The organism is Pseudomonas sp. XP2 (assembly GCF_053557975.1).
The window spans coordinates 178,129-199,651 of the sequence record NZ_JBNRIK010000003.1 but is presented as its reverse complement, the minus strand read 5'-3'; the positions used below and the strand labels follow the sequence as shown (position 1 = coordinate 199,651).

Genomic DNA, 21,523 nt, shown 5'->3' with positions numbered 1-21,523 from the left:
TCATAGCCCTCAGGCTTGTGCTGATCCTGTGGGAGCGGGCTTGCCCCGCGAAGAGGCCGGCATGAACACTGCAAAAGTTAGCGCCCACAGTTTTTTCATAGCCCTCAGGCTTGTGCTGATCCTGTGGGAGCGGGCTTGCCCCGCGAAGAGGCCGGCATGAACACTGCAAAATTTATGGTGTTGCTCGTCAGTGTCAGCCTCTGCAGTTCAGCCCTGGCCTTTGATCTCACTGCCAACGAACAAGCCGGCAAACGCCTCTACCGCGAAGGGGTCTCCAGCAGCGATGTACAATTGCAGGCCCGGGTCGGCGCCAGCGACATCAGTGTGCCCGCCAGCGTGCTGCCCTGCGCCAGCTGCCACGGCAACGACGGCCGTGGCCGCGCCGAAGGCGGCGTGCGCCCCCCCAACCTGGACTGGCAACGCCTGGCACAAGGCCAGGGCGCACGCGAAGCCAACGGCCGCAGCTACCCGGCTTATACCGACCGCAGCCTGGCCAGGGCCATCCAGCAGGGTGTAGACCCGGCTGGCAACCGCCTGGACCCGGCCATGCCACGCTTCGAACTGACCCTGGCCGACCAGCGCAACCTTACCGCCTACCTCAAGCGCCTGGCCGAGGAGCGCGACCCCGGCATAGAGGAGGGCGTACTGCGCCTGGGCACCTTGCTGCCTGCCTCCGGGCCGCTGGCCGAGGTCGGGCTGGTGGTACGCGCGGTGCTGGAAGACGGGCTGGCGCAACTCAACCAGCAAGGCGGCATTCACGGGCGGCGTCTGCAACTGGTCGTGCTGGACCCGGGTGAAGACCCGGCCAGCGCCGAGCAAGCCTTGCAGCAGTTGCTGGAGCGCGAGCGCGTGTTCGCCCTGATTTCGCCCTTGGCACCGATGCTCGACCTGCGTTTGGCCTCCTTGCTGGCACCGCAGAATGTGCCCCTGATCGGCAGCACCCCGCGCAGTGGTGGCAGCGCACAGATATTCGACCCACTGCCTGGCCTGCCTACGCAACTGCTGAGCCTGGCTGGCCACGCCCGAGCAGCCTTGGGCCTGGCACCGGGCGATTTGCGCGTGGTGTACGCCGGCAACGAGCAGGCAGCCGCGGCCGAGGAGGTACGCGAGCGGCTGTTGCAGCAAGGCTGGGCGCCCCCCACCATTGAGGCCTTCGATGGCAAGGCCGTGGAGGGGCAGGGAATTGTATTCCTGGGCCGCGCCCAGGCATTTGCCGAACTGGCGACGGCATTGCAGGCAGCAGGCCGCAAGCCGTACCTGTTCGCCGCGTCCAGCCAAGTGGCCAGCGCCGTGGCGCGCTTGCCCGAACAATGGTCGCAACGGGTGTTTCTGGCCTATCCCTATGTACCCGAAGACTGGACCGAGCAAGGCCTGGCTACCCTCGCCGGGCTACAGCAGCGCCAAGGTCTGGACCCACGCCAGGCGTCGTTGCAGGTCAATACCCTGTGCGCGTTGCGCCTGCTGAGCGAAGCGCTCAAGCAGATCGGCCGTGATGCCAGCCGCGAGCAACTGATTGGCGCACTGGAAGGCCTGCACGATGTGGCTACCGGCCTGACCCCGGCGCTGGGCTTTGGCCCCGGTCGCCGCCAGGGCATGGCCGGTGCCCATGTGGTGGCGGTGGCCCTGCCCGGGCCGCACTTCACCGCAGTCACCCCGTACCGGCCGGTGCCGGACAGCCCTTGAGCGGAGGTTGCCATGCGTAGTGTGCTGCTGTGCCTGTTGCTGGTAATGGCCGGGCCGAGCTGGGCCGATGTACCGGCGGCTCGGGTCAATGGCGTGGAGATCGGGTTGACGCGCCTGGAACGCTATTTCAGTGAGTACCTGGACGCCCAGGGCCGCGCGGTGACCAGCATCCGCAACCCGGGCCTGTACAAGCGCCTGCGCGATCAGGCCCTGGACGAACTGATCGACAAGGAGCTGCTGTGGCAGGAGGCGCGGCGCCAAGGCATCGTCATCAGCGACGAGCAGGTGTCGGCGCATGTCGGCGAGGTAGAAGCCGCGTTTGGCAGCCCGGCCATTTTCGAACGGCGTCTGGCGCAGGCGGGCTTCGATAGGGCACAGTACAGTGAATACACCCGGCGAGACATGGCGGCCCAGCAGGTGTATGCCCAGCTCAGCGCAGTCGAAGCACCGAGCCAGGCTGAAGTGCAGGCGTTCTATGATGCCAACCAGGAAAGACTGCAAGGAGCGCAGAACCAAAATGATAAGCCTTCAGTCATACGTGAACAGGGCCTGGCCTTGGCCAGGGCTGCGCTTGTCGATCAGCGGCAGGCGCAAGCGCGCCAGTCTGTGCGCCAACGTTTGCGTGCTTCGGCTACAGTTGAGATCGCGGACTGAGGCCCCTTATAGCGTTTCCCCCAATGCTGGGGATTTACGGTTTGGCAATGTGCCATCATTTTCCCCGCTTGTGGGGAACTGGGCGGGTGCGGCTACCTGCTGCGTATCAGATGCTGGCCAGCACCCTCAGCGAATCAATGAGTTACAACGGCGCAACATGACTTTTCACGCCTGGCACGAAGCCTGCTCAAGCCTTTACAAGGGCGCACTTCGCAGACCGGGTAACCGGGCAGTTCTTGGGAGTCGACCTTGGTGAACAGAGTATTGGTAGTCGATGACGAACAGACTCTTGCGCAGAACCTGCAAGCGTACCTGCAGGCGCAAGGCCTGGAAGTTCATGTTGCCCACGACGGTGCCAGTGGTATCGAGCAGGCTGAACGCCTGGTCCCACAAGTCATCGTGCTGGATTACCGCTTGCCCGACATGGAAGGTTTTCAGGTTCTGGAGGCTGTACGCAAGAACAGGCAGTGCCACTTCATGCTGATTACCGCCCACCCCACCGTCGAGGTGCGTGAGCGAGCCGCCGAGCTGGGTGTGAGCCATGTCCTGTTCAAGCCGTTTCCACTGGTGGAACTGGCCCGTGCGATCTTCGACCTGATGGGCATCGAGCGCCGGCGCAGGGCCACGGACAACCCGGCTGACGGGTTCGTCGAACGACGCCAGAACAGGAACGAATCGTTCCCCCTGCAGTTGTACGATGGAAGCTGGGTGTTGGCTGAGCGCCGGTGTAATGGCGGCAAGCCCCCGAGGCCCGACGACGATCAACTGCTCACAGGGGAATAGCGGCGCCCGCATCCCTGGCTGAGCCAGCCTGCGACGCGCCCCCTGAGCGGAGTCGCAGGCCATGCCAGAAGCATTCGATGCAACAGTCTCAGCCTACCCCCGCGACCTGCTGGCCCAGGCCCGCCTGCAAGCCAGCGACGAGCGCTTGCTCAGCTGCCTCGAGCGCCTTGCCTGCGACAGCCCCGACACCTTCATCCAGCGCCTGGGCCTGACCCTGCACTACCCGGTACTGGCCAGCCACACCTTGCTGGCCAGCAGCCCGCGCTTTGACAAGGTCAGCCTCGCCGCGTGCCTGAAGCGCGAATTCGTGCTGATCGAGCAGGGCGGCCAGCTGTTGGGCGTTTTCGCCGACCCCTTCGACCCCGCCCGCCTGGCCTGGATCGACGATGTGCTGCAAGGTGCGCCGTTATACCTGGCGCACCCCGCCGAACTGGCCACATTCCTGGCCCGTCATGAAGAAAGCTTCCACGCCGTGGACGCCCTTGACCATGACGCCGAGGCCAGCAGCGAAGGCGACCCGCTGCAGCGCCTGTCGCTGGCCAGCATCAGCGAAGACCAGAGCCGCGTGGTCAAGCTGGTCAACGCCACCCTGTACGACGCCCTCAAGCTGCACGCCAGCGATATCCACCTGGGCATGACCGGCCAGGGCCTGACCATCAAGTACCGCATCGACGGTGTGCTAAACGGCGCTGGCAAAGCCAGTGGCAGTGCCTTTGCCGACCAGGTCATCTCGCGCATCAAGGTCATGGCCGAACTGGACATCGGCGAAAAACGCGTGCCCCAGGACGGCCGCTTCAAGGTTGCCGTGGGCGACCGGCAGATCGACTTCCGTGTATCGATCATGCCTAGCATCTTTGGTGAAGATGCCGTACTGCGGGTGCTCGACAAGCAGGACTTGTCCGACCGGGTCAGTGGCGTGCAGTTGCAAGCCCTGGGCTTTGCCGACGAAACCCTGCGCGCCCTGCGCCGGCTGGCCGCTGAACCTTACGGCATGATCCTGGTGACCGGCCCCACCGGCAGCGGCAAGACCACCACCCTGTACGCCATGATCAGCGAGATCAACCATGGCGTAGACAAGATCATCACCATCGAAGACCCGGTCGAGTACCAGCTGCCCGGCGTGTTGCAGATCCCGGTCAACGAGAAGAAGGGCCTGACCTTCGACCGCGGCTTGCGCTCGATCTTGCGTCACGACCCGGACAAGATCCTGGTCGGTGAGATCCGCGACCCGGACACCGCGCAAATTGCTGTGCAGTCGGCGCTGACCGGCCACCTGGTGTTCACCACCATCCACGCCAACAACGTGTTCGACGTGATTGGCCGCTTCAGCCAGATGCAGGTCGACCCCTACAGCTTCGTCTCCGCATTGAACGCAGTGTTGGCCCAGCGCCTGATCCGCCTGGCTTGCCCGCATTGCTCCAGCCCCTGCGAAGTGGATGACGACACCCTGTATGGCTCGGGCCTGAGCCGTGAAGGCGTGGCCGGCTGGAGGTTCGTTCGCGTGCAGGGTTGCGGCCAGTGCCGTGGCAGTGGCTTTCGCGGCCGCAGCGCGATCGCGGAGCTGCTGCACCTGGATGACGACCTGCGGCAAATGATTGTCGAGCGCCGCCCCCTGTCGCAAATCAAGACACTCGCCTGCCAGCGCGGCCTGCGCCTGCTGCGGGCCTCGGCCCTGGACCTGGTCCGCGACGGCCGCACCACCCTTGAGGAGATCAACCGTGTCACATTCATCTGATCGTTTCTGCGCTGTTTTGGGCGCCGAGGGTGTCGGCTTGGGTTGCTGGCACAAACACCAACACCAGTGGCTGGGCACCTGCGGGTTCAGTTGCGATGGCGCCCAGCCCGCCTGGGAACCCGCCGTCGACGCGCTGGCCGGTCTGTTGGCCGAGCACGCCGTACGTGGCGCCCAGTTGCGGGTGCTGCTGTCGGCCCGCTACAGCCGCTTCTGCCTGGTGCCATGGAGTGATGCCATCGGCCACCCGCGCGAGCTGGACGCCTACGCCCGGGCCTGCTTCGAAAACCTCTACGGCCAGCCGCTGGACGACTGGCGCATCGTGCTGTCGCCCGAGCCTGCCGGCGCCGCCCGCATCGCTACAGCGCTGCCCGACGCACTGCTGCAACGGTTGCAGGCGCTGGGCCGGGAAAGCCGCCTGAGCCTGCGCTCGGTGCAACCGTACCTGATGGCCGCCTACAACCGCTGCTCGCCACAGCTGCAGCAGGGCGACTTCCTGTTCGTGCTGGCCGAGCCGCGCCGCAGCGTGCTGTTGCTGGCTGCCGGCGGCGCCTGGCAGCAAGTGCTGACGCAAGGTTGCGCCGACAGCGACCAGGCCCTGCAAGCACTGATCGAGCGCACCTGCGAGCTGTATGGCGAGCACCTGCCGCGGGTGTACCTGCATGCCCCGGGCCGGGGCGACGTGCCGCAACTGGCGGCGGTGCAGCTGTGCCAGCCGGCCAGCGAAGCCGACCCCCTGTGCGCCATGTGGCGGGCGGTGGCCTGACATGCGCCGCCTTGAACTGGACTTCCAGCCCCGGCGCAGCGGCCCGCTGGCCTGGTCGCTGCTGGCCCTGGGCTGCGCCATGGTCGCCGGCCTGGTGCTGCTGCAACAGCAATTGCAGGCCGAGCAGGCAGACCTTGAGGCCAGCGTGCACAGCCTGGAGCTGCAACTGGGCCGCCGCCCGGCTACCACTGCCCCGCTAAGTACCGCTGCCAGCCGTGAGCAGACCGAGCGATTGGCACAGATGCGCAGTGTGTCGCAACAACTGCAACGCCCATGGCAGCAGCTGTTCGCCATGCTCGAAGCCTTGCCGCAAGACGATGTCGCGCTGCTTGGCCTGACCCCGGACGCGCGTAAAGGCCAGGTTCGCGTCGCCGCTGAAGCACGCAACCTCGAGGCGATGCTGCAGTACCACCAGCGGCTGGAAGCCAGCGACGAGCTCAGCGATGTATCGCTGCTGAACCACGAGGTGTTGGCCGCGCAGCCTGAGCACCCGGTGCGCTTCACCCTCACTGCGACCTGGGAGACCGGCCATGCCCGCCCTTGAATCACTGAACAGCCTTATCCTTCAGGAACGCCTCCACCGCATCGGCCCGGTTGGCCTGGCTGCCGCCGCCGTGGGCCTGCTGGTGGTGGGCGTGGTGTGCGCCGGGGTGCTGCCGCAGTGGCAAAGCGTGCGCGAACTGCGCGCCACCGAAGCGGACGCCAGCGTCCAGGTCGAGCGGGTCAAGCGTGGCGAGGTGAAGATCGCCGTCAAGCCCGAGCAGCAAGCCCTCGACAGCCTTCGCCAGCAACTGCCGGGGCAGCCCCAGGCCAGCGAGCTGATCGAGCGCCTGTACCACCTGGCCAGCGCCGAGCACATCAGCCTGGCGCGCGGTGAGTACGCCCTGGGCATTGATCCCAAGACCCAGCTGGCGCGCTACCAGATCGTGCTGCCGGTGCGCGGCAGCTACCCGCAGATTCGCGGCTTTCTCAAAAGCCTGCTGAAGCAGCTGCCGACCGTGGTGCTGGAAGACCTTGAGCTGCAACGCAAACGCATCGGCGACAGCGAGCTGAATGCCCGCCTGCGCATGACCCTTTACCTGTCGAGGTCATGATGAACACACAACGTGCAGTGATCTGGGCCAGCTTTCTTGGCGTGAGCGCAGCCATCGCCTGGGCACCCGGGCACTGGTTCGGCCAGGAAGACAGCGTTGCGGCCTTCGCGGGCAAGTCGGATCGCCGCACCGCCGCTCCCACAGGCGTTGTGGGCAACGCCGAACCTGTGGCAGCGGCTTTAGCCGCGAAAGGGCCGGAACAGGCCTCCCGAGATCTGTTCCCAACCCAGCAATGGAGCAAACCCCAAGCCCTGGCCACCGTCACCGAACAACCCGTGGCTGTCGCGCCCATCGTGGCCGCAGCGCCGACCGCGCCGGCGCTACCGTTCCAGTTCATCGGCCGCATGGGTAACAACGACGATCTGCAGATCTTTCTGCAGAGCGGCGAAAAACTCTACGTCGTGCGCCAGGGCGACGTCATCGAAGACACCTATCGCCTCGATCGGGTATCGGCCAGTGAGCTGAACCTGGTCTACCTGCCTTTGCACCAGTCACAGACCTTGTCTGTCGGGAGCGCACCATGAAGTCGTCAAAGCTGTGCAAGCCTGCTCCGTTCCTGCTTTTGGCGTTGTGCGTGGCCATTGCCGGCTGCGGCTCCAGCGCGGTACGCAATGACAGCGACCAGTTGATGAAGGAGGGCCAGTACGAAGCTGGCATTGCCCGGCTGGAAGAGGCCCTGCGCGATGACCCGCGTGACACCGAGCTGAACATCGCCCTGGCCCACAGCCGCCAGGCCGCCGTGGAGGCACTGCTGACCCAGGCCGATGCCGACCGCATCCGCCATGACTTTGCCAACGCCCGCATGGGCTATGGCCGGGTGCTGACCCTGGAGCCGAACAACCGCCGTGCCCAGGAAGGTACGCGCCAGCTGGAGCTGATCCGAACCCTGGACGAGCGCGTGGCCCTGGGCCAGGCAGCATTGCGCCAGGGCGACCTGTTCGGCGCCGAGCGCTACATGCGCGAAGTGCTGCGCCTGGACCCGCAAAACCAGAAGGGCATTGCCCTGCGCAGCGACATCGAGAACGTCCAGGCGCGCACCGCGCAGCCCTTTCCGCAGCTGCGCAGCAAGCTGGATCGGCCGGTTACCCTGGAATTTCGCGATGCCAACCTGAAGACCATTTTCGAAGTGCTGTCCCAGGTTGCCGGCATCAATTTCATCTTCGACAAAGACCTGCGCCCGGACATGAAGGCCACCATCTTCGTGCGTGAAGTGCGTATCGAGGACGCGGTGGCGCTGCTGCTGGAGCAAAACCAGTTGCGCCAGAAGATCGTCAATGACAACACCCTGATGGTCTACCCCGACTCGCCGCAGAAGACCAAGGATTACCAGGAACTGGTCATGCGCACCTTCTACCTCACCAGCATCGACGCCAACACCGCGCTGAACATGGTCAAGACCATGCTCAAGACCCGCGACGTGTTCGTGGACGAGCGCCTCAACACCCTGACCATGCGCGACACCCCCGATGCCGTGCGCATGGCCGAGAAGCTGCTGCAGTCGCAGGACCAGTCCAACCCCGAGGTGGTACTGGAGGTGGAGGTGATGGAAGTGGCTACCTCGCGCATCCTCGACCTTGGCCTGCAGTGGCCCAACACCTTCGGCGTGCTGACGTCCGACGGCAAGTCGGTGAGCGTGCTCGACCAGCTGCGCGGCATCGATTCCAGCCGCATCAGCATCTCGCCGGCACCACAGGCCAAGATCAACGCCCAGGACAAGGACATCAATACCCTGGCCAGCCCGGTGATCCGCGTCAGCAACCGTGAGCAGGCACGCATTCACATCGGCCAGCGCGTGCCGATCATCAGCGCCACGTCGGTGCCGTCCACCCAGGGCCCGGTGATTACCGAAAGTGTCACCTACCTGGACGTGGGCCTGAAGCTTGAAGTGCAGCCCACCGTGCACCTGAACAACGAAGTGGCGATCAAGGTGGCCCTGGAAGTCAGCAACGCCACCCCGCTGGAGGCTACCCGCCAGGGCACCATCCCGGTCCAGGTCGATACCCGCAACGCCCAGACCACCCTGCGCCTGCACGATGGCGAAACCCAGGTATTGGCCGGCCTCGTGCGCAACGACCACAACGCCAGCGGCAACAAGATCCCGGGGCTGGGAGATATCCCCGGCCTGGGCCGGCTGTTCGGCAGCAACAAGGACGACATGAGCAAGTCTGAGCTGGTGCTGGCGATCACCCCGCGCATCGTGCGCAACCTGCCGTACCAGAGCCCGTCGGACATGGAGTTTTCCACCGGTACCGAGTCGGCCATGCAGGTGCGCCAGATGGCACCGCTACCGCCGATGGAGGCGCCCGGCAATGCGCCGGCCACCGACGCGCCCGTGGTCGACAGCCAGATGGCGGTCGCCCCGGTCAACGGCAGCCCACGGCCATGAAAGCGCGCCGCCACCTGCAGGGTTTCAGCCTGATCGAAGTGGTGCTGACCCTGGCACTGCTCGGGCTGCTGGCCAGCATGGCCGCGCCGTTGACCGAAACCGTGGTCCGCCGTGGCAAGGAGCAGCAACTGCGCGAGGCGCTGTACCAGATACGCGATGCCATCGATGCCTACAAGCGGGCGTTCGATGCTGGCTACATCGAAAAGCGCCTGGACGTCAGTGGCTATCCGCCGAACCTGCAGGTACTGGTGGACGGTGTGCGCGATGTGCGCAGTGCCAAGGGCGCCAAGTTCTACTTTCTGCGGCGCATCCCGCATGACCCGCTGCTGGCGGCCAAGGATGAAGACCAAGGCGGCTGGGGTCTGCGCGCCTACGACAGCAGCCCCGACAGCCCGCGTGAAGGCGAAGACGTGTTTGACGTGTATTCCAGGGCCCGCGGCAAAGGCCTCAACAACATTCCCTACGGGCAATGGTGACAGCCATGAAACGCAGCAAAGGCTTCACCCTGATCGAACTGCTGGTGGTCATGGCGATCATCGCCACGCTGCTGACCATTGCCATGCCGCGCTACTTCAACAGCCTGGAAAGCTCCCGCGAAGCCACCCTGCGCCAAAGCCTGGCGGTGCTGCGCGAGTCACTTGACCACTACTACGGCGACACCGGCCACTACCCAGACTCGCTGGAGCAGTTGGTGGAGCAACGTTACCTGCGCAACACCCCGGTCGACCCGATCACCGAGCGCAGCGATGCCTGGCAGCTGGTGCCACCGCCCGAAGGCGTGGCCGGCGGCGTGGCGGATATCAAGAGCGGTGCCACAGGGAGGGCGCGTGATGGCAGCCTCTTCGCTGAATGGTAAGGCCGATCGCGGCTTCACCTACCTGGGTGTGCTGCTGCTGATTGCGGTCAGCAGCGTGGCCCTGGCCGCCACTGGCACGATCTGGGCCAGCGCCGCCCAGCGTGATCGCGAGCGCCAGCTGCTGTGGGTGGGCAGCCAGTACGCCCAGGCCTTGCGCAGCTACTACCGTGCCTCGCCGGGCCTGGCCCAGTACCCGCAGGCGCTGGCCGACCTGCTGCAGGACAACCGCTTTCCGCAGGCCCAGCGGCACATTCGTCGGCTGTACCCCGACCCCATCACCAACAGCGACGAGTGGGGCCTGCTGCGCTCGATCGACGGCCGCATCACCGGGGTGCACAGCCGCTCGGACGCTACCCCGTTCAAGCGCAGTGGCTTCAGCGCCGAATGGAGTGGTTTTGAAGGGCTGGAGCACTACAGCGACTGGCAGTTCGTTGCCGAGCAGGCGTTTACCGACAGTGCAGGGGGCGTGCAGACCCATGCAGGCCCGGGAGATACGCCATGAGCCGCCTGGCTGCGTTATGCCTGAGCCTGCTGCTGATGGCGGGGCTGGCCACCTCGGCCAAGGCGGGTGTTGAAGACGAGATGCAGGGTTTTATCGTCGACAACACCATTTCGCACATCGGCCACGACTTTTACTACTACTTCGCCGACCGCCTGCGTGCCACCAGCCGCCTGGACTTCAACCTGGTGGTACGCGAACGCCCGGATGCCCGCTGGGGCAGCCTGGTCACCGTGGAGTTCGAGCGTGAGGTGATGTACCGCCGCTTTCTGCCACCGAACACCACCGAGCTCAAAGACGAGGCCGTGGCAGCCGCCGACCTGGTCAAGCAGCAAATCATTCAACGCAAGCTGCAACGCCTGCTACAGGACACCACTGACTTGGAGAGGGACGAGCTATGAACCACCGCATTCCACGTTGCATTGCCGCCTGCCTGCTGGCCAGCGCTTGCGCTGCCCAGGCCACCGAGCTGGTGTACACCCCGGTCAACCCGGCCTTTGGCGGCAACCCGTTGAACGGCACCTGGCTGCTGAACAACGCCCAGGCGCAGAACGACTACGACGACCCCGACCTCAAGGACCGTGCCTCGGCCTTTACCGGCACCACGGCCCTGGAGCGCTTCAGCAACCAGCTGGAGTCGCGGATGTTGTCGCAGTTGCTGGACAACATCAGTAACGGCAGCACCGGCAGCATGGCGACCGACGCGTTTCTCATCGACGTCATCGACGATTCCGGGGCCTTGAGCATCAAGGTCACCGATCGTGCCACAGGCGAGATTTCGATCATTGAGGTCAGCGGCCTGAACCCCTGAGAGGGAAGGGCTTTTATGTTGGGGAGAGAACACCATGAAACGTCTGCTGAGCACGCTGCTGATCCTCACCGCCCTGGGCCTGCAAAGTGGTTGCAGCCTGCGCGAACCCATGTCGGCCGAACAGGACTCGGAAACCCCGACCCTGACCCCACGCGCCTCGACTTACTACGACCTGATCAACATGCCACGGCCCAAAGGCCGGCTGATGGCAGTGGTGTATGGCTTCCGTGACCAGACCGGGCAGTACAAACCCACCCCGGCCAGTTCGTTCTCCACCAGTGTCACCCAGGGTGCAGCCAGCATGCTGATGGATGCCTTGAGTGCCAGTGGCTGGTTCGTGGTGCTGGAGCGTGAAGGGCTGCAGAACCTGCTGACCGAGCGCAAGATCATCCGTGCTTCGCAGAAAAAGCCGGATGTAGCGGAAAACATCATGGGCGAACTGCCACCGCTGCAGGCCGCCAACCTGATGCTGGAGGGCGGCATCATCGCCTACGACACCAACGTGCGCAGCGGCGGCGAAGGCGCCCGCTACCTGGGGATAGACATTTCCCGTGAGTACCGGGTGGACCAGGTGACCGTGAACCTGCGCGCGGTGGATGTGCGCACCGGGCAGGTGCTGGCCAACGTGATGACCAGCAAGACCATCTATTCGGTCGGCCGCAGCGCCGGGGTGTTCAAGTTCATCGAGTTCAAGAAGCTGCTGGAAGCTGAGGTGGGCTATACCACCAACGAACCGGCACAGCTGTGCGTGCTGTCGGCGATTGAATCGGCGGTGGGGCACTTGCTGGCGCAAGGGATTGAACGGCGGCTGTGGCAGGTGGCGGGGGATGCGGGGCAGGGCAACGCTACGGTGGACAAGTTTCTGAGCCAGAATCAGCAGCCTTGACTGGCCTGACAGCCCCTGCGGCACCTGATAGAACTGCCAGTAGGCATCACTTTTTTCCTGTGAGCAAATAGCACCAACGCCTGTGACCTATCTGAATGTGCAGGCTGAGACTATTTGGAAAAGGTGCTTGGTGATGCTGACTCGAATGTGGCTGCTGTTTTTAATCATTGGTAGTTTGGTCGGTTGCGGGGCGCACACGCCCTTTGTGCAGGCTCCCCGCCCAGTCGCACAGACCCAGTTATTGATAAGTGAAACAGCCAAGTCTCAGCAGTTGACCGCGCTGAACAAGCGCGGGGAGCAGGTAATCGCGCAACTCAAGGTTTGGTATGACTCCGTTACCGAAGACTGCGGCGGCCCTGATAAACCGAGTTACCTGTGCAGCGGTATCGAAATGCGTGCCACGGGCTTCAGCCCAGACTTTCTACCTTGGGACCCGAGCCAGAAGCACCTGGACAAAGGCGCCATCGCGTTTTCCTGGGCGCGCCGCGATACCAACTTTGGCAGGGCGGCGGAACGCTTCAATGGTTTTTTATTTCCGCCACTGCAGGCCATCCCGCACAACAAGATTCGCGATCTTGAGGTGTTGTGCACGTTCCCAATAGATGGCGGAACGGACAACCGCGATACGGCGAACGGGTGCGGACCGCAAGACGGGTTTGAAGCCACCACCGATGCGTGCCAGAAAGTCGGTGTAACGGATGCCGATGCGTGGCTGGCAACGTACAGCGACGATGACATTGTGAAGTCCAGAGTCTGCGGATGGGACCTGCGCGAAGCCCCCGCTAACATGAAGGCGCAGTGGTTCGAGATGCCGATAAAAGTCAGGGCGGGGTTGAGCGCAGACGCATGGATGGGCTACAACGAGATTTTGCTCCCCGTATGGAAAGTTGGCGTGGGCGCAGACTTGCCTTTGTATGCATTTTTCTATGTGGAGGGGCAAACGCAAGCGGGATTGCTGGCGCAATTTGACCAGGTCCGTTATCACGCAGCTTATGGCCAGGCGGTTCCTGTCATCCGAATCAAGCTTCCTACGGCAAAGGACCAGGTCATGCAGTTTACCTACGATGAGGAAGACCAGGCGGTGGGAAGACCCATCGTCACCTCTGACGTTGATTTTGAATCCGAGCAGATCGGTGAGCGAAAAGAATTCAAAGTTGACGGATCGACATTCATATTGCATGGCACGGGGGAAGTCAGCGATGACTCGCACGGGGGCGGTGGAAGCTCGATAAGCGCAAAACATCTCAAGTTTGAAGGTTCAACCGAGATTTTACTGCCTGGTAACGGGCGTCGCCGCGTCAGTTACGACTGGGGCTGCAGTGATGTATGCACAAGAGATCTCTCGTTTACCGACAACCACAGGCTGCTGAATGACCGTGAAGGTATGCATTATGGATCGGATGAACTTACGGTCGACGGCCCTGAAATCCTGCACCTTTATATGGTTGAAGATGGCGAGAACCCGAGAATGGTCATAGACAACCTGAAAGTCACGCAGGCGCAAGCGCGATAACAGCCTTTATGTTGGTCGCACCGTGGGAAAGACCGCGAAGCAGCCGGTGCGGCCAACAGAAGTGTTACTACACATGCCCTAAGCTTGAAACCCTTCCCTGACCCCGGTAGTCTTTGCCCGCTGCTGTCAATCCAGCAGCCGGGTTTGGTAGCCCGCGATCAATCAAGGCGCACAAGCGCCCGCTCTGCGATACAGTTGGCGCTTTTTTGTGCCCGGCTGTTTCGTTTTATGGCGGCTGTGCGTAGGGCGCCTTCGTGCGCGCCGGTTTCCTTGATTCCCGGTCTACCAACCTGCGTACAGCCGTCACCCTTTCGTTTGGTAGCGATTTGTGGCGGCTCCAGTGAATCAAGGAGCGACACAATGACAAAAGGCTTACCTGATCCCCCCGCCCGCGCCACCACGGCGTCTTCCAGCTTCTCGACTTGCGAATGCAGCCATCCGCCGTTGTTTGCCGTGCGTTCTGGGGTGGACTACGAAGATGCGCTAGTGCACCTGTCCACGTTGCTGAAAGGGGCGTTTGCGACAAACCTCAAGGCGTTGGAATTGGCCAAGGGGACCTGTCGTGATCTGCTGTTGAGCAACGACCATGGGCTGGATTCGGCCAAGGCGGTGGTGGAGGCGCTGCTGGATGGGGTAGAGGGGCAACAGTTGACCGTGAAGGGGTTGAGGGCAAGCCCACTTTAAGCGGTAAAGCGCCGCTCTTAAGATCACGCGGTCTCTGAGCGGCCTCGTGTCGCGAACGGGCTGCAGAGCAGCCCCGGCGATATGTGCATCATGGCTGACATTCCGGGGCTGCTTTGCAGCCCGATTGCGACACAAGGGCACCCCCCCTCAACCCATCAACCAGATGACGCCCAGCTTTTTCTCCCGCACACTGCGGAAAATTCCCAAGCCCGTACCCCGCCACCTTGCAGGGCACAGCCGGAGAAGAAAATGGCGCGACAACTAATAACAAACGCCCACGACCCGCTGCATGAATCCCGCCAGGCCCGGCTGAAGCTGGCCAGCGAAGGCGAGCTGCCGCTGGGCATGCTGCGCGACGAGATCGACGCGTCGTGGCGCCGCAGCCTGGGCCATGGCCTGGATTGCCTGCAGGGTGAACAGGTCGGCCTGGGCCTGGCGCAGGGCCACGACCTGCGTATGCTGCTGGAGCGCAACCGCTTGCTGGTCGACGCCGTTACCCCGGAACTGGATTACCTGGTCGCGCGTCAGGGCAAGGCCGGTATCGTCATCCTCGGCGACGCCCAGGCCAATGTGCTGGCCATCGAAGGGCAGAAGCATGTGCTGCAACGCGAGGGCCTGCGCGACTTGCACCCGGGCAGTTGCTGGAGCGAGTCGCTGCGCGGCACCAATGCCATCGGCACGGCCGTTGTAGAAGGCCGCCCGACGCTGATCAACTGCGGCGAACACTACCTTGACCGCCTCAGCCCGTTTTCCTGCACCTCGGTCCCCCTGCGTGACCCGCGTGGTGAGGTGATCGGCGTGCTCGACATCACGCGCGAAGGGATAATGGCGCAACCGCAGGACAGCCTGTCGACACTGATGCTGGCCGCCGGCAATATCGAGAGCCGCCTGTTCGGTTTGTGCCACCCAGAGCAACTGGTGCTGGCCTTCCACAACCGCCCGCAATACCTCAACAGTGCCTGGCATGGCCTGCTGGCACTGAGCCTTGATGGCGAGGTGCTGGCTGCCAACGACAGTGCCTGCCAGTTGTTGCAGGTGCCGCGCCCCGAGCTGATTGGCCGGCGCAGTACGGACCTGCTCGGCGAACGCTCACCCGCGTTTATTGCGCGCCTGTGGCAGGGCGGGGTGAGCAGTGTGCAAACGGCCAAGGGCGAGTTCTACTTCCGTGCCCTGCAGTTGCCGCGCCATGGCCGGGTCAATGGCAGCACGCCGGCCAGCAAGCCGACGCTGGGCAAGCAGTCGCCGCCACTCGACGCCCTGGCCGGTGGTGACCCACGGTTGGCGCGCAACCTGCGCATGGCTCGCCAGGGGCTGGGCAATGGCCTGCCGGTGTTGCTGCTGGGCGAGACCGGTACCGGCAAGGAAGTGGTCGCCCGGGCCCTGCACCAGGCCAGCCCGCGCGCTGACAAACCGTTTGTGGCCGTGAATTGCGCCGCCATCCCCGAAGGGTTGATCGAGTCCGAGCTGTTCGGCTACCGCGAGGGCGCCTTCACAGGCTCCCGGCGGGGCGGCATGGTCGGGCGGTTGATGCAGGCTCATGGTGGCACGCTGTTCCTTGACGAAATCGGCGACATGCCGCTGGCCTTGCAGGCGCGCCTGCTGCGGGTATTGCAGGAACGCCGGGTGGCGCCGCTGGGGGCCGGCGACGAGCAGGACATTGATGTGGCGCTGATCTGCGCCACCCACCGCGACCTCAAGCGCCTGGTACAGGAGCAGCACTTCCGCGAAGACCTGTACTACCGGGTCAACGGCGTATCACTGCGCTTGCCGGCGCTACGCGAGCGTGATGACCTGGTGCAGATCATCCAGGGCCTGCTGGACAAGGCCGATGCCCGTGGCGTAACCCTGGACCCGGCACTGGCCGCGTTGCTCGAAGGCTTCGACTGGCCGGGTAACATTCGCCAGCTGGAAATGGTAGTGCGCACGGCGCTGGCCATGCGCGAGGACGGCGAGCAGGTGCTGACCCTGGACCACCTCACCGATTGCCTGCTGGACGAACTGGCCAGCGGCACGGCGCCCTCCGGCAGCCTGAAGGACAACGAACTGGAATTGATTCGCGGCGCCTTGGCGCGCCACCAGGGGAACGTTTCTGCCGCGGCCGAGGCACTGGGGATCAGCCGGGCGACGCTGTACCGCAAGCTCAAACAGTTGCGCGGCTGACCATGGGCCCCTTGTTCGCAAGGCTGGTGGACTCCAGTGACCCTGCACTCATGCGCCAGGCGCTGGCCTGGCTGTATGGTTTCGTGCGCCCGCATCAACGTGCCATCGGCCTGTTGCTCGGCTTGTCGCTGGGCGCCTCGCTGCTGGCGCTGGCGCAGCCCTGGCTGGTCAAGACGCTGATTGACGAGGGGCTGCTGGCCAAGGATTACCAGACCCTCTGGCACATGGCGGCGATCATGATCGGCGCGGGGCTGTTGGGCACGGTGCTGGCCGGGGTCAACCGCTACCTGCACACGCGGCTGTCCGGGCGCATCCTGTTTGCCCTGCGTGATGACCTGTACCGGCACCTGCAGCAGTTGTCGCCGACGTTCTATGGGCGGCGGCGCATGGGCGACATTCTTTCGCGGCTGGATGGCGATGTGGCAGAGATCCAGCGCTTTGCCGTGGATTCGCTGTTCTCGGCTGTATCCGCCGTCATTGGCCTGGTGGGCGCGGTGGCGTTGATGCTGATGCTGTCATGGCAGCTGTCGCTGTTGCTGGCGCTGCTGGTGCCGATCGAGGTGCTGTGGCTGCGCTGGATGCGGCGCAAGGTTGAGCGCGAGGTGCGCAGCCTGCGCGAGCGTTCGGCGGATGTGTCTTCGTTTTTGGTCGAGACCTTGCCGGCGATGAAGTTCATCCAGGCGGCCGGCCAGCAAAGCCGCGAGGCAGGGCGCCTGGACGCGCTTGGCCAGGGCTACATGCGTCAGCTGCTGAAAGTGCAGGTGACCGAGTTCTTCACCCAGGCCATCCCCGGCACGCTCACCTCCTGGTGCCGCGCTTGCGCGTTTCTGGTTGGCGGCTGGTGGGTGATTCAGGGGACCTGGCAATTGGGCGCGCTGATCGCCTTTTCCACCTACATGGGCATGGCAGTCGGCCCGGTGCAGAGCCTGCTTGGCCTGTACGTGGCGGTGCAGCGCATGGCGGTGAGCCTGGGGCGGGTGATGGAGCTCAAGCGCGAGGCCGTGGCCGTGCGCCCGGCCGCCCACCCGCAGCCCATGCCCGACGGGCCTGGCGAATTGCGCCTGGAGGCGCTGAGCTTTGCCCATGAAGGGCGCCAGGGCGCCGTGCTGAGCAATGTGCAGGTGTGCGTGCCGGGCGGGCTCAAGGTGGCCATCAGGGGGGCTTCGGGGGTGGGTAAGTCGACCCTGATCGACCTGCTGCAACGTTTTTATGACCCGGACGCCGGGCGTATCCTGCTGGATGGCATCGACTTGCGCGACCTGGACCTGGCTGCGCTGCGTCGACGCATCGCGGTGGTCAGCCAGGACATCGTGCTGTTCCGTGGCACCCTCGCGCAAAACCTGGCCTACGGTGTGCCCGAAGCCAGCCGTGCAGAACTGGAGCGCGTAGTGCGCCTGGCGCGACTGGATAGCCTGGTCGAAAGCCTGCCGTTGGGCCTGGACGGCCTGTTGGGCGAGCGTGGCCAGCAGTTGTCTGGTGGGCAAAAGCAACGCATTGCCATTGCCCGCGCAGTGCTGCAGGCCCCGGCGATTCTGGTGCTGGACGAGGCCACCTCGGCGGTGGACGAAGCCACCGAGCGCGAGGTGATCGCGGCCATTGACCAATTGTTCGTCGGCCGCACGCGGATCCTGATCAGCCACCGTGCGTCGACACTGGCCGATGCCGACCTGCACTTGCAACTGCATGATGGCCAGCTACAGGTGCTGGCGCAGGAGGCGGTCAAACATGGCCACTGACGTGCGCGTTGGCATCATCGACAGTGGCTGCTCGCCGGAGCAGGCCAGCGGTTTGCTTGGCTCCCGGCGTTTCTGGCTGGAAGACGGCCAGCTGCGTGAAGGCGAGAGGCTGCCCGACCTGCTAGGGCATGGCAGTGCAGTACTTGCAGGCCTGCGACGCGAAGCTGGCCCCGTGCCGTTGCTGGTGGCGCAGGTGTTCAGCGATCAGGCCAGCACCAGTGCCTTGCAGGTGGCGGCCGCACTGCTGTGGCTGGTGGAGTCGGGGGCAACGCTGGTCAACCTCAGCCTCGGCTTGCAGCAGGACCGGCCTGTACTGCACCAGGCTTGCGCTGAGGCGTTGGCTGCGGGTGTGCTGTTGTGTGCATCCAGCCCGGCACAGGGTGGGCCGGTGTACCCGGCCAGCTACCCCGGGGTGCTCCGGGTTACCGGTGATGCCCGTTGCGCGCCCGGCCAGTGGTCCTGGCTTGGCACCCGGCAGGCGGACTTTGGCGGTTACGTCGGGGCTGGTAGCAGGGCAGGCGCGAGTTTGGGCTGTGCAGCCTTGAGCGGCAGGATCGCGGCGCTGATGCGTGAGGAGCCGGGTATGAACTGTCAGCGGGTGCACGACTGGTTGCGCAGCAATGCCGCATTCACCGGCCCGGAGCGACGAGGTGCCAGCCATGACTGAATCGCGCATTGTGGTACTGGGCGCCGGCCCTGCGGGGGCCGCCACGGCCATCGGCTTGCGGCGCCTGGGCTATGCGGTCACTGTGGTGTCGCAGTGGCGCCGGTTCGCCGCGGTCGAAGGTGTTTCTTTGCGGGTGTTGGAGGGCTTGCGCCACGCAGGCCTGGGCGGCGCCTTGAGCCAGGCAGCCATGCCGGCCACCCGGCAGGTGCACTGGAACGGCCAGCACCTGCAAATGAACCAGGAATTTTTGCTGGATCGGCAACGGTTTGACCGGGCGCTGCGCGACGACCTTCAGCGTGCAGGTGTAAGCGTGGTTGAGGGGCGGGTGCGCGAGGTCACGCATGAGGGCAATCATCAAGTCCGTCTGGATGATGGGCAAGTCCTGATCGCTGATTTTCTCGTCGAGGCTCGAGGGCGCCAGGCACCGCTGGCTGCGGACCGCCTGCGCGGGCCGGAAACGGTCAGCCTGCTCAACGTCTGGCAGGGTAGCCCTAGGGCGCCTGCGTCGGCAGTGGAAAGCCTGGAGGATGGCTGGGCCTGGATGGCCCGCCTGGAAGATGGCCGCTGCTACTGGCAAGCCACCCTGGACGCCGGTGGGCTGCCGGGCAAGCTCGGATTGGCAGATTACTGCGCGGCGCGGCGTGCCAGCAGCACGCTGGTGGCCGAGCTGTTCGATGAGAGGGCGCGGGTGCCAGTACAGGTGCATGCGCGCAGCAGTACGGCGATTTTGGCGGGCGAATGTGTCGGGCAGGACTGGATACGGGTGGGTGATGCGGCGATGGCGGTTGACCCGCTGTCGGGCAATGGGATCTTCCAGTCGCTGTCTTCTGCGTTACAAGCACCGGTGGTAATCAATACGTTGCTGCGCAGGCCTGAACGGGCCGAGTTGGCGTGCCAGTTTCACCAGCAGCGGGTCGAGCAGCTGTTCTTGCGCTTTGCCCGTATCGGGCGGGATTTCTACGGGCAGGAGCAGGAGCGGGCGGGGCACTCGTTCTGGGCCAGGCGCCAAAGCTGGCCGGATGCGCAGCCACTGCATCAGGCGGCTGACCGGCAGGCCGTACGGGTTGAGCGGCGGCCGGTGCTGCGGGACGGTCTGGTGGAGGCGGCCGAGGTGGTGGTAACGCCGGATCAGCCGTTGGGGGTGTGGCATTTGCAGGGCGTGGAGTTGGCGCCTGTACTGCGGGAAATACGTAGTGGCCGGCCTGTTGAGGCCGTGTTGTCGGGGCTTGCGGGTGAACAGCAGAGGATGGTGCGGCGGTGGCTGATGGAGCAGGGCCTGGCTTGAGATTGCCGGGGCTGCAAAGCAGCCCCAGAATCTTGAATCAGAAGAAGGTCCCGACTACTAGTTGCATATAGGTCCCGGTGTCCGTCCCACCCAGCTGCGTACCGCCATTGGCCGCACTGCGCTCAGGCTTGTAGAACCCCACCAGCGGGCTGATCAGGAGATGGTCGTTGACCATCCATTCGACATACAGGTCCAGCTCCCGCCCGCCGAGGTTGCCCTGGTCGGTGTCCAGCGTATCGAAGTCGAAGTACAGCGCGCCGACGGTCAGGTTGTCCCGTGGCTTGCCTTTCAGCGCCACGTGGTGCACCTGGCTGTTCTTGTTGAACGGCCCGGCATAGTTGGCTGCCACCTCACCCTGGAACCAGGTGCCATAGCCCCGGCTCAGGCCGTAGAACAGTGGGTCGAAGCCTTCCGAGAAGTGGCTGTAGCGGTAGGTGGCGGTGGGGGTCCATGGTAGCTCGGAGAAGGTCCAGTTGCCCTCCAGGTACCAGGCATTCTCGCGCCCGCCGGTCTTGTCCTGGGTCACGTATTCGCCCGCCAGCTCCAGGTCTTTCACGCCCAGGTTGCCGCGGCCGCGCAGGCTGGCGGTGTCCATGCCGTCGCGGTGTTGCAGGCCCATGATCTGCGCGTAACGCTGGTCCACGTCCAGGCCGCGGATCCAGCTCAAACCCACCGTGCCGGCAGCGGTGACGTGTTCCAGGTTGGCTACCGCAAGGGAGGTGTCGGCCTGGTAATGGTTATCGGACTTCAGCCACATCAGGTCGCCGCGCCAACCCTGTTTGCCGCCCAGGCGCAGCACGGCGGTGCGGTCGAAGGCTTTGCGTGCGGCCAGGTAGTAGGCACCACCGCGGTCGAAGTTGGCGCCCAGGTCGGCCTTGCCCAGGTTCACCGGGTCGCCCTGGATCAGGAAGCCGTCACCCAATGTCACCACCTGGCGGCCACCGGAGATGTCTACCCCGTCTTCGCCCAGGGCCGGGAACAGGTTGGCCGAGCGCCAGCCCAGGTACAGGTCTTCGATGGCGGTGCGGCGCTCATCGCCCAAGGTCAGGCCGGCGGCGTCGCCATCGCCCCAGGTGGCGGAACTTAGCAGGTTGAAGGCGCCGTAGAGGGTGCCGCTATCGGCCAAAGCCTGGCTGGCGCTGAGGCCGTACTTGACGTAACCCTCTTGCCAGGCGGTGCTGCCTGGTTGGCGGTTGCCGGCCTGATTGAAGCTTTCGTCGCTGTGGAAGGCGCCGAACAGGGCTTCGAGGTCGGCGTTGAGGGTGGTGCCGTTCTGGTTGTACAGCGCGTGGGCCTGGCTGGCGGGTGCGGCGAGCAGCAGGGCCAAC

Annotated in this window: 22 protein-coding genes; 21 read left to right on the top strand and 1 reads right to left on the bottom strand. The window is 64.6% G+C overall.

What is annotated here, in order from left to right; translation table 11 throughout:
• The first annotated feature begins 156 nt into the window (after positions 1–156).
• The 21 genes from ACK1VC_RS05540 to qhpG all read left to right on the top strand — a co-directional run bounded on the left by ACK1VC_RS05540 (position 157) and on the right by qhpG (position 20,195).
• On the top strand, positions 157–1,683 hold the full coding sequence (locus ACK1VC_RS05540; protein WP_191086655.1) for an ABC transporter substrate-binding protein: 1,527 nt from the start codon (positions 157–159) through the stop codon (positions 1,681–1,683).
• A 12-nt stretch (positions 1,684–1,695) separates the two neighbouring features.
• Positions 1,696–2,337 (top strand): SurA N-terminal domain-containing protein, encoded by a 642-nt coding sequence (locus ACK1VC_RS05535; RefSeq protein ID WP_095115261.1) that lies wholly within the window; start codon positions 1,696–1,698, stop codon positions 2,335–2,337.
• A 249-nt stretch (positions 2,338–2,586) separates the two neighbouring features.
• Positions 2,587–3,120, top strand: coding sequence for a response regulator (locus ACK1VC_RS05530; RefSeq protein WP_016487349.1), 534 nt, complete (start codon positions 2,587–2,589; stop codon positions 3,118–3,120).
• A 61-nt stretch (positions 3,121–3,181) separates the two neighbouring features.
• A complete protein-coding gene (locus tag ACK1VC_RS05525; RefSeq protein WP_191086654.1) occupies positions 3,182–4,855 on the top strand; it encodes a GspE/PulE family protein in 1,674 nt (557 codons plus the stop codon).
• Positions 4,839–5,618, top strand: coding sequence for a hypothetical protein (locus ACK1VC_RS05520; RefSeq protein WP_024717552.1), 780 nt, complete (start codon positions 4,839–4,841; stop codon positions 5,616–5,618). The genes ACK1VC_RS05525 and ACK1VC_RS05520 overlap by 17 nt, the downstream gene beginning before the upstream one ends.
• Before the next feature lies 1 nt (position 5,619).
• A complete protein-coding gene (locus ACK1VC_RS05515; protein ID WP_191086653.1) occupies positions 5,620–6,162 on the top strand; it encodes a pilus assembly protein in 543 nt (180 codons plus the stop codon).
• Complete coding sequence (pilO, locus tag ACK1VC_RS05510; RefSeq protein WP_016487346.1) at positions 6,149–6,712, top strand: type 4a pilus biogenesis protein PilO; 564 nt, start codon at positions 6,149–6,151, stop codon at positions 6,710–6,712. Before ACK1VC_RS05515 ends, pilO begins: the two co-directional genes overlap by 14 nt.
• Positions 6,712–7,236, top strand: a complete 525-nt coding sequence (locus ACK1VC_RS05505; RefSeq protein WP_060517944.1) for a hypothetical protein — start codon at positions 6,712–6,714, stop codon at positions 7,234–7,236. The genes pilO and ACK1VC_RS05505 overlap by 1 nt, the downstream gene beginning before the upstream one ends.
• Complete coding sequence (locus tag ACK1VC_RS05500; protein WP_191086652.1) at positions 7,233–9,098, top strand: secretin N-terminal domain-containing protein; 1,866 nt, start codon at positions 7,233–7,235, stop codon at positions 9,096–9,098. Before ACK1VC_RS05505 ends, ACK1VC_RS05500 begins: the two co-directional genes overlap by 4 nt.
• Complete coding sequence (locus ACK1VC_RS05495; RefSeq protein ID WP_191086651.1) at positions 9,095–9,574, top strand: type II secretion system protein; 480 nt, start codon at positions 9,095–9,097, stop codon at positions 9,572–9,574. Before ACK1VC_RS05500 ends, ACK1VC_RS05495 begins: the two co-directional genes overlap by 4 nt.
• A 5-nt stretch (positions 9,575–9,579) precedes the next feature.
• Complete coding sequence (locus ACK1VC_RS05490) at positions 9,580–9,954, top strand: type II secretion system protein (RefSeq protein WP_043197484.1); 375 nt, start codon at positions 9,580–9,582, stop codon at positions 9,952–9,954.
• Positions 9,929–10,456 (top strand): type II secretion system protein, encoded by a 528-nt coding sequence (locus ACK1VC_RS05485; RefSeq protein WP_060517942.1) that lies wholly within the window; start codon positions 9,929–9,931, stop codon positions 10,454–10,456. Before ACK1VC_RS05490 ends, ACK1VC_RS05485 begins: the two co-directional genes overlap by 26 nt.
• The gene (gene csgE / locus ACK1VC_RS05480; RefSeq protein ID WP_016487340.1) at positions 10,453–10,854 is read left to right on the top strand and encodes a curli production assembly/transport protein CsgE; all 402 of its coding nucleotides are present in this window, start codon (positions 10,453–10,455) and stop codon (positions 10,852–10,854) included. Before ACK1VC_RS05485 ends, csgE begins: the two co-directional genes overlap by 4 nt.
• Complete coding sequence (locus ACK1VC_RS05475) at positions 10,851–11,264, top strand: curli assembly protein CsgF (protein ID WP_016487339.1); 414 nt, start codon at positions 10,851–10,853, stop codon at positions 11,262–11,264. Before csgE ends, ACK1VC_RS05475 begins: the two co-directional genes overlap by 4 nt.
• Before the next feature lie 34 nt (positions 11,265–11,298).
• A complete protein-coding gene (locus ACK1VC_RS05470) occupies positions 11,299–12,150 on the top strand; it encodes a CsgG/HfaB family protein (protein WP_016487338.1) in 852 nt (283 codons plus the stop codon).
• Between the two features lie 133 nt (positions 12,151–12,283).
• Positions 12,284–13,663, top strand: a complete 1,380-nt coding sequence (locus ACK1VC_RS05465) for a hypothetical protein (protein WP_095115269.1) — start codon at positions 12,284–12,286, stop codon at positions 13,661–13,663.
• Positions 13,664–14,107: 444 nt separating this feature from the next.
• Positions 14,108–14,347, top strand: a complete 240-nt coding sequence (locus ACK1VC_RS05460) for a hypothetical protein (protein ID WP_024717550.1) — start codon at positions 14,108–14,110, stop codon at positions 14,345–14,347.
• A 249-nt stretch (positions 14,348–14,596) separates the two neighbouring features.
• Positions 14,597–16,507, top strand: a complete 1,911-nt coding sequence (locus ACK1VC_RS05455) for a sigma-54-dependent Fis family transcriptional regulator (protein ID WP_191086649.1) — start codon at positions 14,597–14,599, stop codon at positions 16,505–16,507.
• A 2-nt stretch (positions 16,508–16,509) separates the two neighbouring features.
• Positions 16,510–18,243, top strand: a complete 1,734-nt coding sequence (locus tag ACK1VC_RS05450; RefSeq protein WP_016487334.1) for an ABC transporter ATP-binding protein — start codon at positions 16,510–16,512, stop codon at positions 18,241–18,243.
• Positions 18,233–18,910 (top strand): subtilisin-like serine protease QhpE, encoded by a 678-nt coding sequence (gene qhpE, locus ACK1VC_RS05445; protein WP_023047185.1) that lies wholly within the window; start codon positions 18,233–18,235, stop codon positions 18,908–18,910. Before ACK1VC_RS05450 ends, qhpE begins: the two co-directional genes overlap by 11 nt.
• Entirely contained in the window at positions 18,903–20,195 is a 1,293-nt protein-coding gene (gene qhpG / locus ACK1VC_RS05440) for a flavin-dependent monooxygenase QhpG (protein ID WP_197884222.1), read from the top strand. Before qhpE ends, qhpG begins: the two co-directional genes overlap by 8 nt.
• A 37-nt stretch (positions 20,196–20,232) precedes the next feature.
• On the opposite strand, the gene ACK1VC_RS05435 is transcribed toward qhpG, so the two are convergent.
• Complete coding sequence (locus ACK1VC_RS05435) at positions 20,233–21,522, bottom strand: hypothetical protein (RefSeq protein ID WP_449117871.1); 1,290 nt, start codon at positions 21,520–21,522, stop codon at positions 20,233–20,235.
• Between the last annotated feature and the right edge of the window lies 1 nt (position 21,523).

Coding starts and splice junctions, on each gene's coding strand:
- ACK1VC_RS05505 (WP_060517944.1), top strand. CDS start 6,712: ATGAACACACAACGTGCAGTGATCTGGGCCAGCTTTCTTGGCGTGAGC.
- ACK1VC_RS05490 (WP_043197484.1), top strand. CDS start 9,580: ATGAAACGCAGCAAAGGCTTCACCCTGATCGAACTGCTGGTGGTCATG.
- csgE (WP_016487340.1), top strand. CDS start 10,453: ATGAGCCGCCTGGCTGCGTTATGCCTGAGCCTGCTGCTGATGGCGGGG.
- ACK1VC_RS05535 (WP_095115261.1), top strand. CDS start 1,696: ATGCGTAGTGTGCTGCTGTGCCTGTTGCTGGTAATGGCCGGGCCGAGC.
- ACK1VC_RS05495 (WP_191086651.1), top strand. CDS start 9,095: ATGAAAGCGCGCCGCCACCTGCAGGGTTTCAGCCTGATCGAAGTGGTG.
- ACK1VC_RS05540 (WP_191086655.1), top strand. CDS start 157: ATGAACACTGCAAAATTTATGGTGTTGCTCGTCAGTGTCAGCCTCTGC.
- ACK1VC_RS05515 (WP_191086653.1), top strand. CDS start 5,620: ATGCGCCGCCTTGAACTGGACTTCCAGCCCCGGCGCAGCGGCCCGCTG.
- ACK1VC_RS05525 (WP_191086654.1), top strand. CDS start 3,182: ATGCCAGAAGCATTCGATGCAACAGTCTCAGCCTACCCCCGCGACCTG.
- ACK1VC_RS05470 (WP_016487338.1), top strand. CDS start 11,299: ATGAAACGTCTGCTGAGCACGCTGCTGATCCTCACCGCCCTGGGCCTG.
- ACK1VC_RS05465 (WP_095115269.1), top strand. CDS start 12,284: ATGCTGACTCGAATGTGGCTGCTGTTTTTAATCATTGGTAGTTTGGTC.
- qhpE (WP_023047185.1), top strand. CDS start 18,233: ATGGCCACTGACGTGCGCGTTGGCATCATCGACAGTGGCTGCTCGCCG.
- ACK1VC_RS05455 (WP_191086649.1), top strand. CDS start 14,597: ATGGCGCGACAACTAATAACAAACGCCCACGACCCGCTGCATGAATCC.
- ACK1VC_RS05485 (WP_060517942.1), top strand. CDS start 9,929: ATGGCAGCCTCTTCGCTGAATGGTAAGGCCGATCGCGGCTTCACCTAC.
- ACK1VC_RS05450 (WP_016487334.1), top strand. CDS start 16,510: ATGGGCCCCTTGTTCGCAAGGCTGGTGGACTCCAGTGACCCTGCACTC.
- ACK1VC_RS05500 (WP_191086652.1), top strand. CDS start 7,233: ATGAAGTCGTCAAAGCTGTGCAAGCCTGCTCCGTTCCTGCTTTTGGCG.
- ACK1VC_RS05475 (WP_016487339.1), top strand. CDS start 10,851: ATGAACCACCGCATTCCACGTTGCATTGCCGCCTGCCTGCTGGCCAGC.
- qhpG (WP_197884222.1), top strand. CDS start 18,903: ATGACTGAATCGCGCATTGTGGTACTGGGCGCCGGCCCTGCGGGGGCC.
- pilO (WP_016487346.1), top strand. CDS start 6,149: ATGCCCGCCCTTGAATCACTGAACAGCCTTATCCTTCAGGAACGCCTC.